The organism is Saccharothrix australiensis (assembly GCF_003634935.1).
Taxonomy (GTDB): domain Bacteria; phylum Actinomycetota; class Actinomycetes; order Mycobacteriales; family Pseudonocardiaceae; genus Actinosynnema; species Actinosynnema australiense.
Genome location: NZ_RBXO01000001.1, coordinates 4,321,326 through 4,336,815, shown reverse-complemented (window position 1 = coordinate 4,336,815; position 15,490 = coordinate 4,321,326). Strand labels below are relative to the sequence as shown.

At 74.9% G+C, this 15,490-nt stretch carries 9 protein-coding genes; 5 read left to right on the top strand and 4 right to left on the bottom strand.

What is annotated here, in order from left to right:
* Positions 1 to 25 precede the first annotated feature (25 nt).
* From C8E97_RS18650 to C8E97_RS18640, 3 genes are all read left to right on the top strand, one after another.
* A complete protein-coding gene (locus tag C8E97_RS18650; protein WP_246019383.1) occupies positions 26 to 2,935 on the top strand; it encodes an AfsR/SARP family transcriptional regulator in 2,910 nt (969 codons plus the stop codon).
* Between the two features lie 60 nt (positions 2,936 to 2,995).
* Positions 2,996 to 4,222 carry an FAD-dependent monooxygenase gene (locus tag C8E97_RS18645; protein WP_121011830.1) on the top strand — a complete coding sequence of 409 codons (1,227 nt, stop codon included), beginning with the start codon at positions 2,996 to 2,998 and terminating at the stop codon, positions 4,220 to 4,222.
* A gap of 287 nt (positions 4,223 to 4,509) precedes the next feature.
* On the top strand, positions 4,510 to 5,892 hold the full coding sequence (locus tag C8E97_RS18640; protein ID WP_121006875.1) for a tetratricopeptide repeat protein: 1,383 nt from the start codon (positions 4,510 to 4,512) through the stop codon (positions 5,890 to 5,892).
* A 3-nt stretch (positions 5,893 to 5,895) separates the two neighbouring features.
* Here the strand turns inward: C8E97_RS18640 and C8E97_RS18635 are convergent, their stop codons facing one another.
* Positions 5,896 to 7,098 carry a Fic family protein gene (locus tag C8E97_RS18635; RefSeq protein ID WP_121006874.1) on the bottom strand — a complete coding sequence of 401 codons (1,203 nt, stop codon included), beginning with the start codon at positions 7,096 to 7,098 and terminating at the stop codon, positions 5,896 to 5,898.
* Between the two features lie 577 nt (positions 7,099 to 7,675).
* On the opposite strand from C8E97_RS18635, the gene C8E97_RS18630 reads away from it, so the two are divergent.
* Positions 7,676 to 9,688 carry a P-loop NTPase family protein gene (locus tag C8E97_RS18630; RefSeq protein WP_121006873.1) on the top strand — a complete coding sequence of 671 codons (2,013 nt, stop codon included), beginning with the start codon at positions 7,676 to 7,678 and terminating at the stop codon, positions 9,686 to 9,688.
* A gap of 778 nt (positions 9,689 to 10,466) precedes the next feature.
* On the top strand, positions 10,467 to 11,612 hold the full coding sequence (locus C8E97_RS18625; protein WP_170211901.1) for a putative glycoside hydrolase: 1,146 nt from the start codon (positions 10,467 to 10,469) through the stop codon (positions 11,610 to 11,612).
* 96 nt (positions 11,613 to 11,708) lie between these two features.
* Here C8E97_RS18625 and C8E97_RS18620 read toward each other — a convergent pair whose 3' ends face one another.
* From C8E97_RS18620 to C8E97_RS18610, 3 genes are read right to left on the bottom strand one after another with little or no spacing between them, the layout of a single operon-like run.
* Positions 11,709 to 13,886 carry a hypothetical protein gene (locus C8E97_RS18620; RefSeq protein WP_121006871.1) on the bottom strand — a complete coding sequence of 726 codons (2,178 nt, stop codon included), beginning with the start codon at positions 13,884 to 13,886 and terminating at the stop codon, positions 11,709 to 11,711.
* Positions 13,883 to 14,299: a GtrA family protein gene (locus tag C8E97_RS18615; RefSeq protein ID WP_121006870.1), complete on the bottom strand. Its 417-nt coding sequence runs from the start codon at positions 14,297 to 14,299 to the stop codon at positions 13,883 to 13,885. The genes C8E97_RS18620 and C8E97_RS18615 overlap by 4 nt, the downstream gene beginning before the upstream one ends.
* Positions 14,296 to 15,321 (bottom strand): glycosyltransferase family 2 protein, encoded by a 1,026-nt coding sequence (locus C8E97_RS18610; RefSeq protein ID WP_121006869.1) that lies wholly within the window; start codon positions 15,319 to 15,321, stop codon positions 14,296 to 14,298. The genes C8E97_RS18615 and C8E97_RS18610 overlap by 4 nt, the downstream gene beginning before the upstream one ends.
* Positions 15,322 to 15,490: the final 169 nt, after the last annotated feature.

The window sequence follows — 15,490 nt, the reverse complement described above, 5'->3', positions numbered from 1 at the left end:
GCCAAGGACGCGTGCGGTGCTGGTGATGCTGCTGGCCACCCCGAACCGCGTGGTGCCCCTGGCGCGCTTGATCGCCGGCCAGTACGGCGACGACCCGCCCGCCGGGGCCGCGAACGCCGTGCAGGCGCAGGTGTCGCGGCTGCGCCGGGCGCTGGGTGGGCTGGTCGGGTTCGTCGGCGACGGGTACCGGATCGCCGTCGAACCCGAGGACGTCGACGCGCACGTGTTCGAACGGCTCGCGCGGGACGGGCGGCGGCTGCTCTCGGCCGGGCGGGCCGCCGAGGCGGCGGGCGTGCTGCGGGAGGCCCTGGCGCTGTGGCGCGGGGCGGCGGTGGCGGACCTGCCGCACGGCGCGGCCGAGGTCGCGCGGCTGGAGGAGTTGCGGCTGGCGGCGACCGAGGACCTGGTCGACGCCGAGTTGGCGGCGTCCGGTGAGAGCCCGGTGCCCCGGCTACGCGCCCTGGTGGAGCGGCACCCGCTGCGGGAGCGGTTCCGCGAGCAGTTGGTCCGCGCGCTGCACGCGGACGGGCGCACGGCCGAGGCGCTCGCCGAGTTCGACCGGGCGCGGCGGCTGCTGGCCGACGAGCTGGGCGTCGGACCCGCGCCCGGCCTGGCCGCCGCCCACCTGGCCGTGCTGCGGGCCGAGCAGCCCGCGCCGCCCGCCCGCCGCCGTCCGCCCGCCCAGCTCACCAGCTTCGTCGGGCGCGCCGACGAGCTGGCGCGCCTGGCCGCCGAGCGGGCGCGGCTGGTCACGGTGGTCGGGCCGGGTGGCACGGGCAAGACGCGGCTCGCGATCGAGTTCACCGCCGGCCGCGACGCCTGCTTCGCCGACCTGTCGGCGGTGGGGACCGGCGACGCGGTGCCGTCCGCGGTGCTCGCCGCGCTCGGGCTGCGCGGGTCGGGGTTCCGGGCGGACGCGGTCGACCCGGTGGAGCGGCTGGTCGCCGCGCTGGACCGGGAGCCGCTGCTGGTGCTGGACAACTGCGAGCACGTCGTCGCCGACGTCGCCGCGCTGGTCCGCGCCGTGCTGGGCCGGTGCCCCCGGCTCCGCGTGCTCGCCACCAGCCGCGAGCCGCTCGGCCTGACCGGCGAGGCGCTGCTGCCGCTCGAACCGCTGCCGACCGCCGCGCCGGACCGGTCGCCTGCGGAGGCGCTGGAGAGCCCCGCCGTGCGCCTGTTCGCCGACCGCGCGGCGGCGGTGCGGCCGGGGTTCGCCGTCGACCACGACACGGTCGGCGCGGTGGTGGAGGTGTGCGCCGCGCTGGACGGGCTGCCGCTGGCCATCGAGCTGGCCGCCGCCCGGTTGCGCCAGTTCACGGCGGCGGAGATCGCCGGACGCCTCGCCGGGCACGGGCGGTTCCGGCTGCTGTCGCGGGGCGACCGCACGGCGGCCGAGCGCCACCGCACGCTGCACGCGGTCATCGCCTGGAGCTGGGACCTGCTCGGCGCACGGGAACGCGTGCTGGCGCGGCGGTTCTCCGTGTTCGTCGGCGGTGCGACGGCCGCCGCCGCGACGGAGGTGTGCGGCGAGGACGAGGACGTGCTGGCCGACCTCGTGGACCGGTCGCTGGTGCGGGTGGTCGACGGCCGCTACCGGATGCTCGACACGATCCGACTGTTCTGCGCCGAGCGGCTGGCCGAGGCGGGCGAGGAGGCGGAGCTGAGGGGCAGGCACGTGGCGCACCACCTGGCGCTGGCCCGGCGCGCCGACCCGCACCTGCGCGGCGCGCACCAGCTGACGTGGCTGGCGCGCCTGGCCGCGGAGCACGACAACCTGCTGGCGGCGCTGCGCTGGGCGGACCGCGGTACGGGGATGCGCCTGGTGGCGTCGCTGGCCGCGTACTGGTGGCTGAGCGGCACGCGGGGTCAGGTGGGCGAGGCCGCTGCGGCGCTGCTCGACGGGGACGTGCCGGCGGGGCTGGAGGAGGAGTACGTCAGCTGCGTCGTGCACGCCCGGCCGCGCCCGGCCCCCGCGCACTGGGACCGGGCGCGGCGGCTCGTGGCGGCGGGGGAGGTGCGGTACCCGTTCGGGCTGGTGCTGTGGGGCATGGCGGCCGGTCCGCCCGACGACGGGGCGGCCGACCTCGGCGGGCTGCCGGGCGACGACCCGTGGAACGCCGCGCTCGGCCTGCTCAGCTCCGCGCTGCTCGCCGTGCTCGGCGGCGCGGTCGCCGACGGCGAGCGGGGGATGCGGGAGGCGCTGGACGCGTTCCGCGCGCTGGGCGAGCGGTGGGGCGCGGCGCAGGCGCTGGACTGGCTGGCCCGGATCGCGGGGTGGCGCGGCGACTGGGCGGCGGCCCACGAGCGGTGGGCGACGGCGCTCGACCTGTACGAGCAGCTCGGCGCGACCGAGGAGTGCGCGGAACTGCACTGCCACCGTGGTCGCTGCCTGGTCCGCCAGGGCGACCTGGCGGCGGCGCACGCGGCGTTCACGCGCGCCGCCGAGCTGTTCGCGCGGCCCGCCGCCGAGGCGCTGCTGGGGCTCGGCGAGGTCGCCCGGCTGCGCGGCGACCTGCGGACCGCCGCCGACCTGCTCGACCGCGCCCGCGCGGAGGAGGGCGGCGCGGAGTGGATGTCCGCGCGGGCGCTCACCGCGGCGGGTCGGCTGGCCGAGGCGGCGGGTGACGCCGCCGAGGCGGCGCGGCGGCACGACCGGGCGGTGGCCGTGGTGTGGACCCCGGTGCTGGCGGTCGAACTGGCCGCCGCCGTGGAGGGGCGCGCGGGCGCGGCGCTGGCGGCGGGTGAGGGCGACCGGGCGGCGTTGTTGCTGGGCGTGGCGGTGGCGCTGCGCGGTCCGGCCGAGGCGGGCGACCCGGACGTGGCGCGGGTGGCGGCGGGTGCGCGCGAGCTGATCGGCGCGGAGGCGTTCGGGGCGGCGTACGCGCGCGGCGCGGCGATGACGGCCGAGCAGGCGCTGACCGCCGCCGCGCTGTGACGGTCCGGGCTGTCAGCGGACTGCCGGCGCGTTGTCGACGGACCTGCCGACGCTGTGGGCATGGAGAACACCGAGGTCCTCATCTCCGGCGCGGGCATCGCCGGCCCCGCGCTCGCCCACTGGCTGCACCGGCTGGGCTGCGCCGTCACGGTGGTGGAGAAGGCGTGCGCGCCGCGTCCAGGCGGGCAGGCCGTCGACTTCAAGGGTCCGACGCACCTCCGGGTCCTCGCCCGGATGGGGCTGCTGGACGAGGTGCGCGCCCTCCGGACCGGCGGGGTCGACCAGGCCGTCGTCGACGGGCGCGGCCGGCGGCTGGCCGTCATCCCCCGCGAGTTCACCGGCGGCGACGTCGAGATCCGGCGGGGCGACCTGGCGGCGCTGCTGCACGAGCGGACGGCGCACGCGTGCGAGTACGTGTTCGGCGACTCCGTGACGTCGCTGACCGAGACCGCCGGGGGCGTGCACGTCACCTTCGAGCGCGGCGCGGAGCGCACGTTCGACCTGGTGGTGGGCGCGGACGGCATCCACTCCGCGGTGCGGCGGCTGGTGTTCGGGCCGGAGGAGGAGCACGTGCGGTTCCTCGGGCACTATTACGCGCTGGCCGACCTCGGCGACCTCGGCGGTTTCGGTGGCCTCGGCGACCTCGGCGGCGAGGAGGCGGTGATGTACAGCGAGCCCGGCCGGACGGCGGTGGTCGGCGGTCCGGGACCGGCGTTCTTCGTGTTCGCCTCCGCCCCGCTGACCTACGACCGCTACGACCCGGTGGCGCAGCGCGAGGTCCTGCGGTCGGCGTTCGCGGGCGGCGGCTGGCGGCTGCCGGAGCTGGTGGCGGCGCTGGCCGGGACCACCTCGGTCCACCTCGACTCGATCAGCCGCGTCGAGACCGACCGGTACGCCAGGGGGCGGGTCGTGCTGCTCGGCGACGCGGGGTACGGCAACACCCTCGCCGGGTTCGGCACCGGGCTGGCGGTGGTCGGCGCGTACGTGCTGGCCGGTGAGCTGCAGGCGGCGGGCGGCGACCACCGGACGGCGTTCCGCCGGTACGGTGAACGGCTGCGCGGCCTGGCGAAGGTCGCCCGCCGGGCCAACGCCGGGCCGTTCCTCGCGCCGCGCAGCCGGGCGCGGATCAGGCTGCGGAACGGGCTGTTCAACTCCCGACCGCTGGTGTCGCTGCTGCTGAAGACGACCGACCGGTTCGCCACCGACCCCGACCTGCCGGACTACCCGCTGCCCGGACCCGCTCGGGGCGGTCGGCCCACCGGTGGGCAGGCGGGCGCCCCGCGCTGACCGGGTGGGCCGCCGGTCGTGGTCGCGCCGGTCGTCCCGGCCAGGCCACCGCATGCTTCACCCGTACGGGCGGTGTGCATCGGCGCATCCCTCGTATGCGGTAGCCCGTATGGCTGAAGTTGGGGTGAGCGAACCTCGCCCGCCCGCCCGGAACCGCTGGTCAGCGTGGCGGTCCCCGGAAGGGCGGCGGATCGGCCCACCACGCGCCGCCGGAAGACTGCATGATCAGTGGCGCACGCGGACGACGGGAGGGCGCACGGCGGTCGGGGGTCGAGGAGTTGTTGCGGGTGAGCCAAGCGTCGGGCGGTGCCGCGATCCGGGCCGACCTGCTGCACAGCTTCCGGGTCCTCGGCGCGGGCGTGCTGCCGGTCCGCGTGCTCGCGGTCGGCGCGGACGTGGACCTGTGGGCGGCCGACGAGGTGGTGGCCGGGCTCGTCGGCGTCCCGCTGGACGACAGCCCCGCGCGCCTGCTGCCCGCCGGCGAGGGCCGGTTCGCCCTGCGGCCCGCGCCGGACGCGCTGCCCGACCCGCACGCGGGCAACGGGCCGGCGGTGGCCCGCCGCATCGGTGAGGACTTCCTGGTCACCCTGGACACCTGCGGTCACCTGGTCGGCCGGTCGGCACCCGCCCGGCCGCCGGACCCGGCCCGCCTCGCGGGGGCCACCGACCCGACCACGCGCGCCGACCCCGCCCGTCCGGCCAACCCCGGCGGCCCCGGCCGGCCGACGGCCGACGGCGACCCGACCGGCACCGGAGATCCGGACGACACCGGCCGGCCGCCCGGACCCGGCCACCGGGACCACCACGCCCACCCGGACGCCCCTGCCGGTCGCGACGTCCTCGCGTACCCGCCCTGCGCCGCCGTACCCACCCCGTGCGACTTCGCCTACGAGGTGGCCGGCGTGGTCCTGCCCGCCGTGGAGTTCCCCCACCCGGACCGCGTCGCACCGTGGCTGACCGCCCACCGCGCCCTGCTGTGCGGCGCGGTCCGGGCGAACACCAGGGCCGGCCGCCACGACCTCGCGGTGGCGCTGGCCGCCCGCCTCTGGTCGCTCCCGCCGGGCGACGCCGACCCGGCCTGGGGGCACGAGCTGGCGTGGTGGGCCGCGGAGGCCGCGATCGAGGCCCGAAGACCGGAAGCGCTGGCCGACCTGCTGGCGTTGAGCGCCCGGTGGTTCGCGGACGCGGGCGACTTCGTCACCGCCGAGCAGCACGGCGTCCGGGAGTCCAGGGCACGCCGCCGCCTCGGCGCGCCCGACGGCATCGCGGCGGCGCTGTGGCGGCGGGCGGGCACCTACCGCCGGTCCGGTCACCCGCACTTCGCGCTGGACTGCTACCGCGAGCTGGCGGCGGACTACCTCGACCGGGGCGACCGGCACGGCGAGGCGCGCGCGCTGGCCGCCACCGGCGCCACGCTGCTGGCCTCCCACCGCCCGGACGCCGCCGCGGCGCGGCTGGACCAGGCGATGCGCCTCTACGACGGGCTGCCCGGCACGTCACCGGTCGAGCGGGCCGGCGTGCTGGAGCACCTCGGGCGCGCGCTGTGGCGGCTCGGCGAGCGCGGCGTCGCGCTGCGGCGGCTGGACGAGGCGCTGAGCCTGCTGGTCGACGTGGACGACGAGGCCGCCGACCGGGTCCGCCGCACGCGCGCGGGGCTTGCCGACCGCTGACGGTCAGAACGCGTCCTGGTCGCGCGCGGCCCGCTCCACCGGCCGTTCGGTGGTCAGCAGCCGGACCACCGCCCGGCACACGAAGACCTTGTTGTACACCCGCTCCTCCAGGCTGGTGAGGACGCCGAGCCGGACGAGCCGCCCGGTGACCTGGGTGGCGGTCTTCATGGTGATCCCGTACCGCTCGACCAGCGTCCGGTGGGTCAGCACCGGTGACGTGACGAGGTCGGCGGCGACGCGGCGCAGGCTCAGCGGCCTCGGCGCGAGCGCGAGGTGCGCGCGGTGCAGGGCGGCCAGCTCGTCGATCATCCGGACCTGGGCCAGCGCCTCGGTCCGCAGGCCCGTGGCGAAGAAGTCGATCCACTCGTGCACGGGACCGCCGTGCACCACCGCCCTGACCCGCTCGTGGTACTCGGCGCGGTGCGCGTCCAGCCAGTGCGACATCGGCAGGACCTGGTCGCGGAGCAGGCCGGTCCGCACCAGTTCCAGCGAGCTGGCCAGCCGGGCGACGTGCCCGTTGGCCTCCGGGTAGGGCTGGACGAGTTCGAGGTGCAGGTGCGACAGCGCGATCCGGGCGACGCGGGACAGCGGGCTGGGCGCGCGCAGCGCGGCCGACCACTCGGCGAGCGCGCGGCGCAGCGGCTCGCCGGGCGGGACGGTGAGCAGGTAGGCGTCCCGCTCGGTCCGGCCGCCGAACCAGCCCTGGTGGCGGCGCAGGCCCGTGTCGTGGTCGCGCGGACCGGAGCCGGTGAGGATGGCGCTGATCTCGCCGAGCAGCCGGGGGTCGACCGGCGCGCCGGCGGCCAGCCGGGCGGTGCCGTGCGCGGACGCCAGGACGAACCGGCCGACGGGGTGCTTGGCGAGCAGCTCGGCGACCGCGGCGTCGTCGCCTGCCGCGCGGGCGGCCCACAGGTGGAACAGCAGGGCCTCCACGAGGTCGGCGTCGTGGCCGGCCAGCGCGCCGGAGCTGCGCGCGTCGCGGATCTGGCCGCACAGCACCAGCATCGACCGGTCGGCGACCCGCTCGGCGCTCTCGTTGAGGCTGCCCAGCGCGTGCTCGGCCTCGGCGAGGTTGCGGTGCGTGCCGGTGGGCAGCCGCGCGTCGACCGGCATCGGGTTCGGCAGGTAGACGCGCAGCCCGCGCAGCGGCTCGGGCAGCGTCGCCGGGTTCGCGGGTTCCACCCACCCGCCGTGCGCGTTCGTCATGGGCCGCAGGGTGACCCATGTGGAGTCTCCACATCAAATTCCAGAAGAGGGTCCCGAAGATCATCGGTGGGACGGTTTGAACGTGCATCCGGGTGTGCGCCTGCACATGCATTTCCGCGACGGTTGGATTTCCGCTGGTGCCGGACTTCCGCGCGGGTCGGCGCGTCGGTCGTCCGCCGGGGATATGCACCCTCCGTCGACCGCGACGAACAGCGGACGGCGCTCGGCCGAGCGCTATTTTTGCCCCCACCTTGGTGTGAGTTCACTCGTTCGAGTGGTCTTGCGCGTGGATTGTGATGGGACCGCATTCCGCCTCGGTGGGCCGTTCAGCGCGATGAGGTGCGGCGACCTCGCCGCCGCGGCGGCGAATCGTCCCGCAGATTTGCGGAAATTACCGCTGTTCCCCTTTTCCGAGGGTATCGGCGGCGCGCGGGTCCTGCCCTAGTATCCCTGCCGTCAACGTCCGCGAACCAGTCAACGTCCGCGAATCATTGGTCACCCCATTGCGTCGACACCCGCGGGAGAACATCGGGTGCTAGTCGAAGATCCGGGCCGGGAGGGGGGTGACGGCCCTTCGGTGGTGAACTCCTTAGCCGGCGCGGCCGCGCACGCCCTGCTCCAGGTGGGCAACGTCTACGGCGGCGTGTCGTACGGCAGCGCGCCGAGCGGCGAGCCGCAGCCCGGCCTGGTGTCGATCAAACCCCCGATCGGCAGGCTCGGCGCCGAGCTGTACGGGCGGGACGCGATCCTGGCCGACCTGGTGGCCACCGCGACCGGCGCGGCGGGCGAGCTGGTCGTGCTGCACGGCGCGGGCGGCTACGGCAAGACCGCGATCGCGCTGGGCGTCGCCCGGCGGCTGTGGCGGCAGGACCCGGACTTCCGGGTGTGGTGGGTGGACGCGTCCACCGGGCCCGGCCTGGTCGCCGGGCTCCGCGAGGTCGCCCTGGACGCGGGCGCGGACCTGGAGGACGTGCTGCGTGCCTGGTCGGGCGACCGGTCCGCGCCCGACCTGCTGAACCGGACGCTGGCGGACGCGCCCGGACCGTGGCTGCTGATCATCGACAACGCCGACGACGTGCGGCTGCTCGCGGTGCGGGGCCCGCTGGGCGACGGCACCGGCTGGATCCGCGCGCCCGGCCGCTCGCGCGGCACGATCCTCGTCACCACCAGGGAGAACTCCCGCGAGGCGTGGGGACCGGGCGCGGTGCGGCACGAGGTGCGCCCGCTGAGCCCGGCCGCCTCGGCGGAACTGCTCAACGCGGGCTCGCCGGGCGCGGGTTCCTCGGCGCAGGCGCTCGACCTCGCCGCGCGGCTGGGGCACATGCCGCTCGCCCTGCACCTCGCCGGCCGCTACCTCACCGCCGTCCAGGAGAGACCGTGCGTGCCGGGCCTGCGCCGGCCGCGCGACTTCGACGAGTACGGGCAGGTGTTCCGCGACCGGTTCCCCGAGATCGACCGGCTGCACCGGCTCGGCGCGCAGGCCGACGAGCGGCAGCTGCTCAACCGGACCTGGGAGCTGTCGCTCGACCTGCTGGAGGACCGCGGCCTGCGGTGGGCGCGGCGGATGCTGCGCTGGCTGTCCTGCTTCGCGCCCGCCGCCGTGCCGTGCTTCCTGCTCGACGCGCGGGTGCTCGCCGAGACGGACCTGTTCCACGGCATCACGGCGGAGGACGTGGAGGCGACCGTCGCCGGCCTGATCACCCTGAGCCTGGTGGAGCGCGCCGAGTTCGTCGACCCGCGCTCGGAGACGGCGACGATCGAGTGCGTGCGGCTGCACCCGGTGATCCGGGAGGCCAACCGCCACCAGACCGACGTGCGCGAGAACCTGCCCGGCTACCTGGCGCTGTGCCTGGCGGTGCTGGACGGGCTCACCTCGGGGCTGACCTTCGCGACGGCCGCGGAGCTGGCCTGCTGGGCGGTCGTCAGCCCGCACTGCGAGCACGTGGTCGCCAGGGTGGGGCAGGAGGCGGGCGGGCTGCGGTCGCCGCTGACCTGGGAGCTGGTGGCCACCCAGCTCACCTGCCGGCTCGCCCGGTTCGCGCGGCTGACCGGCGCGTACGCGCGGTCCGCCGGCCAGTTCGAGGCGGCCGTCGACGTGCGCCGCCACCACCTCGGCCGCTGGCACCCCGAGGTGGTGGCGCTGCGCCGCGAGCTGGCCTGGCTGAAGTGGGAGCAGCAGCCGTCGCTCGCGGTGCTGGACGAGTTCGCCGCGCTCGCCGAGGGCTGCCGCGAGCGGCTGGGCGAGCAGGACCCGCTGACCATCGCGTGCCTGCACGACGTCGCGCACCTGCGGGCGCAGGCGGGTGTCGGCGGGCGCGACGGCGCGAGCTACCGCGAGGTGATCCGGCTGCGGGGGCAGCTGCTCGGCCGCCCGGACGCCGAGTCGGTCAGCGCGCAGCTGGCGCTGGTGACCCTGTTGTGGGGCGAGGGTTCCGACGCGTGCGAGGACGAGTTCGGCCGGCTGCTCGCGATGATCGACGAGTGCGAGCGGGCCGGGCCCGCCGCGTGGGCGGGCGGCCTGGCGCCCGAGGTGCTGCGCGGGCACGTGGTCGCCCTGCTCGACCGGTACCGGAGCACCCGCGACCGGTGATCACGGCCGGGTCGCGAACCGGTCGGCGCGCCGTTCCCGCCGGTGGACCTCCCGGCGTTCTCAACCGGGGTCGTCGACCTGACCGACCGGGTGGCGGACCCGTCGTCGCTCCTGCCGGAGGTCCCGGATCGGCGGCGGCACGCACATCGCCGGCGCGCTGCGCCACGCCCATGCCCGGTGGCGTGGTTGCGCGCGGGCCTGCACGTCCGCGAGTCCACCCGCGCCGTCGCGCGGCGGGGTGGCTGGACGCGGTGGGTCCCGAGTGGACCGCTCCTCTGTAGACGGTCCGACGGCTCAGGGCCGCGCCGGATCGCATCCCCGCGCCGGATCGCGCCCGCCGCACGCTGCGAAACAGCGTGCTGACACGCAGTCACCTTCACCGGCCGCTCTCCACGACAGTGGCGATCCGCCCTTCTGCGGGGCCGCGCGCCGAACCCTTTCGGTGACCCCGAGTTTTCCTGTTAACTCGACGGGTAGCCACTCCGAAGTGGACGGCATGACCGCACACGACTGATCCTGCTGTGCCGTCCACCTGATCCGGTGAACCGGCCTGCGCCACTGGCTCACGCACGGACGGTTGCCCGGTCGGCGATGTCTGTCGCGAATCCGAGTGAACGGGTGATCGGCGAGGTGAACCATGAACATCGTTCCTTCCGAATGCACGTACCCACGACGACGTGGTCACGGCCGGGTGCTCGCCGCGCTCGCCGCGCTCGTCGCCGTGTCGGCGCTGCTGGTCGCACCCCCCGCGACCGCCGGTGCGGTAGAACACGGTCCTGTGAAACCAGGCGCGTTCAGCGGTGGGGCCAAGTCGTTCTGGCTGCACTTGAACAGCACGCCGGTGTCGGACGAGATGATCGAGGCCGAGGCCCGGCGGCACCGGTACGTCGTGCTCAACGCCTGGGAAGGCGACCTGCTGAAGAAGCTCAAGGCACGCAACCCGGACATCCGGGTGTTCGTCTACAAGGACCTGTCCTCGACCCGCAGCTACGCGTGCCGCGACGGGGCGGACGACCGGTTCCTGCCCGCCGGTGTCGGCTACTGCGCCGCCGACCGGGACCACCCCGACTGGTTCCTGCTGGGGCCCGACGGGCGGCGGTTCCAGTACAGCGGGTACGACGGCCACTGGCAGATGGACGTCGGCCACACCGGCTACCAGGACGCCTGGGCCGCCAACGTCATCCAGGAGAGCAAGGCGATCGGGTTCGACGGCGTGTTCATGGACAACGCGCTGTTCCCGTGCGACGCCTACCACCCCGGCGTGTGCCCGGCGAAGTACCCGGACAACGCCCGGTTCCAGGGCGCCTACCGGTCGATGCTGTCCAACATGAAGGGCAGGTTCGCCGACGCCGGGCTGACCACGGTCGCGAACCTGTCCAACGCCAGGCTCCACCCCGGCGGCTGGACGTCCTACGTCGACCACGTCGACGGCGGTTTCGACGAGTGGTGGCTCGCCTTCAGCGGGACCAACCTGCTGCCCGAGTACCGGGAGGGTTGGAGCAGGCAGGCCGAGGAGGTCACGGAGAACGAGATGCGCGGCAAGATCACCTGGGTCCAGCCGCACTTCGGCCCCGGCGACGAGCGGGCGATGCGCTACGCGATGGCGAGCTACTTCCTGACCGCCGGCGAGCGTGCCGCGATCGCCGCGGTGGAGCGGACCGACGGCTACGGCGACCCGCCACCGCGCAACCCCCTGTACGACTGGGACCTCGGCACGGCCACGACGCCGTACCGGTCGGTGGGGCACAACGTGTTCCAGCGCGACTTCACGTGCGGCGTGGTGGTCGTCAACGCGAACCCGACCGAGAGCGAGCCGGTCCAGGTCCGCCTCGGCGCGACCTACGTCGACGAGCGCGGCGCGGGCGTGGCGGACGTGCGCCTGGCCGGCACGTCCGGGGCGGTCCTGCGCAAGGGCTGCGGCTGACGCCCCCCGAGCGCCGCGCCCGACGGGGCAGCCGATCAGCCGGGGGTGCCCCGGAACGGCGTGGGCGGCCGGCGCACCGGCCGCCCACCGCTCTGGTCAGACCCCCGACGAGGACAGCTCGGCGGGTGCGCGCCGCTCCGCCGGCACCAGCACCCGGTCGCGTCGGGCCCGCCGCCACGTGAACCCGGCGTACGCCAGCACACCCAGCAGGCTCAGCACGGCGAGCGCGATGCCCAGCGGCAACCCCGGCGGCGTCCACCGGAGCGTCAGCCGGCCGCCCTCGACGTCCGCGGGCAGGTCCACCACCAGCAGCCCCGCCGGCCCCTCCCGCGTCGCCAGCGCCCGGCCGTCGAGCTCCGCCCGGTAACCGGGCCACGCCAGCCGGGCGAACGCCAGCGAACCCGCCTGCCCGCGCGGCTTGCTGAAGCGCACCGACTCGTCGCGGTCGTGCGGCGCGACGTCCTCGGTCACCCGGACGCCCGCCGTGGCGTGCGCGAGCCGCCCGTCCGGCCACGGGAGCGGCTGCTCGCGGCTCAGCACGGTGAACTTCGCCGACCGGGACGAGACGCGCCAGCCGGGCGGCGGCTGGGCGTCCGGCCGCAGCGCGTTCTCGACCACCACGCTCTCCGCGCGGATCAGGTCGGCGAGCACCACCCCGTCCAGCCTGGTCGGCGTGAAGACCTTCTCCAGGCTGCCCGCGCAGGTGCCGCCGTGGTAGACCATGCAGGTCGCGGCGGCGAACTCGCGGAATGACATGCCGGTGTACGAGCCGACCGACGACAACCCCGCGACCAGGCCCACGTTGCCCGGCAGCACCGTCCCGACCGGGAACGTCGTCCCCTCGTGCGGCGGGGTCTGGGCGCGCAGCTCGGAGACCGACCGCGGGAAGCGGTGTTCGGCGACGTCGCCGTTGAAGGGGAACCACGACGTCTGCGCCACCAGTCCGACCGCGACGCCCGCCACGAGCACGCCGTAGGTCCCGACGAGCCGACCGCGCCGGGCGAGCCACAGCGCCAGTGCGCCGCCCACCGCCAGCAGCGCGAGCGCGACCAGGTGGTGCCGCCACTGCCACGGTCCCGCCGCGAACGTCAGGTAAGCGGTCAGCAGCAGCGCGCCCGCCGTGATCGACGCCCGCCGCCGCACGTGGTCCATCCGGGGCCCGCCGGTCAGCAGCACCGCGAACAGCACGCCGAACGCGAGGTACACGACCTCCAGGTGCCGCAGCGGGAAGCGGAACATCCACAGGTTCGACGGCCCGATGGCGAGCAGCAGGTACGCCGCGCCCACCGCGAGCACACCGGCGAGCGGGCGCCAACGGTCCCGCAGCCTGCTCCAGTGCAGCCACGGCAGCAGCGGCACCACGAACCACGCGAAGTACGCGCTGGGCGTCAACATCCGGATGCTGTGCCCGAAGCCCTTGACCATCGGCTGGTGGCTGGCCATGCTCAGGTTGATCAGCTCGGACAGGCGCGGCATGAGGGTTCCGTCGCTGGAGAAGCCCTGGTTGGCCCGCACGGTCACCGCCGAGCTGCCCAGCAGCGGCAGGTACACCAGCGGCACCAGCAGCGCGACCAGCCCGCCGACGACCAGCACGCGCACCAGGGCGCTCCGGTCGCGCTTGAGCCACGACTCGACCAGCAGCGCCGCCATCACCACGCACACGCCGAGCAGGCCGTACGGGTTGCCGGTGGTCACCGCCAGCGCGCCGAACAGGAACGCCCACAGCGGACTGGCCGCGCCGCGCGCCGCCCGCCGCGCCGCCCACCAGGTGAACGGCAGCCAGGTGAACGCCATCAGCCCGGCGGCCCAGGTCGCGGCCTCGTAGTACAGGGTGAACCCGCAGAACGGCAGCGCGATCCCGACGACCGCGGCCGGGCCCCGGCTCGCGCCGTACTCCCGGCACAACAGGTACGTGCCGAGCGCGAGCAGCGCCAGGAACTCGCTCTTGACCACCACGGCGGCCACCGCGAGGTCGTCGAACTGCGCGACCAGCGCGTAGTTGGCGAGGTTCACCGGGTTCCACACGCCGAACAGCGCCTCGGCGGCGAGGTTGCCGCCCATCCAGCTGTCGACGTCGAGCAGCAGCGGCCACTCGCCGGCCAGCAGCCGGTCGCCCAGGTGGTGCCAGGTGGGCAGGAACTGCACCGCGCTGTCGTCCCACACGTAGAACAGCCGGTTGCGCAGGAACGGGATCTGCGCGATGAGCACCACGGCGACGCACACGCCGAGCGCGACCAGCGGTCCCCGCGTCGGCCGTTGGACGAGCGTCCTCACGACGTTCGTTCCTCTTCCTTGATCAGGGGCGCGGTCGGCTTCCGGCGGCCCAGGAGCACGAGCTGCGCGACGATGAACGTGAACGGGATGGCGACCACCGCCGCGAGCAGCGGCGCGACCCCCTGGTCGACCCGCAGCCACGTGACGAGGGCGTACAGGCCCGTGGTGGTGACCACGAAGTTCGTCACGTTGGACAGCGGGAACAGCAGGAACGTCCGCAGCGACGGCGTCGTGCGGAACGTGAAGTGGCAGTTGAGGAAGTACGAGCCGACCATCGCCAGCACGAACGCGGTCACGTGCGCCGCCAGGTACGGCAGGAGCAGGCGCAGCAGCAGGTACAGGGCGTAGTAGACGCCCGTGTTGACCACGCCGACGAGCGCGAACCGGGCGACGCGTCCCAGCTTGCCGGTCACGACGTGGTCCGCTCCGTGAACGGCCCGGCCACGACCTCGCCCATCAGCTCCGCCGCGTGCTCGGCCACGCCGGGGCCCAGCGGCAGCGTCACCGGCGTGTGCCCGGCACCGCCCGACTCCTTCACGAGGAAGTGCGGCCGGCGCTTCGTCTCGGCGTAGATCCGGCCGACGTACTCGCCGATCACGCCCAGGAACAGCAGTTGCAGGCCGCCGAGGACGAGGATCCCGCACATGACGGTGACGTAACCGGGCACGTCCACGCCGTGGCGCACGGCGTGCACCAGCACCCAGGTCGCGTAGCCGAACGCCACGGCGGTCACCAGCGCGCCGAGGTAGATCGCGATGCGCAGCGGTTTGGAGTTGAACGACACCACGCCGTCGATGCCGTAGTTCAGCAGTTTGCGGAATGTCCAGCTGCTCCGGCCGTTCTGGCGGAGCACGTTGTCGTAGTCGATGACGGCGGTGTCGAAACCGATCCAGGAGAACAGGCCCTTGGAGAACCGGTTGTACTCGCCGAGCGACAGCAGCGCCTGCACCGCGCGCTTGCTCAGCACCCGGAAATCGCCCACGCCGTTCTGGAGTTCGACGTCGATGACTTTGTTGATCAGCCGGTAGTAGAGGTTCGACACGAGCTTGCGCAGCGGCGCCTCGCCGCGCCGCGAGCGGCGGGCGATCACCTGGTCGTAGCCCGCGCCGACCAGGCCGATCATCCGTTCGAGCAGCTCGGGCGGGTGCTGGAGGTCGGCGTCCATGATGGCCACCAGGTCGCCCGTGGCGTGGCCGAGGCCGGCCAGCATGGCGGCCTCCTTGCCGAAGTTCCGGCTCAGTGCCAGGTACTTGAACCGCTGGTCGCGCTCGGCGAGCGCGCGGAGCACCGCCAGCGTGCCGTCGGTGCTGCCGTCGTCCACGAGCAGGACTTCGAAATCGTCGCCCAGCGCGGGCAGCGTGCGCATCAGCGCCGCGTAGAGTTCTTCCAGCCCGGCTTCCTCGTTGAAGCACGGGACCACCACCGAGATGCGCACAAGACCCCTTGAACCCCTCAAGACACTTTCCGTGCCGATCCGACCGCCGTGGAGAACCCACCTGCTCTAACCGACGCCCCGCAGCCTCGTCCCGTTGCCCGGAGTCGCGCTGATCACCGGTTTTCCGCGTTGTCGCCTTTCTGTCGTAGCCTGTCCGCCGCAGCAGGGG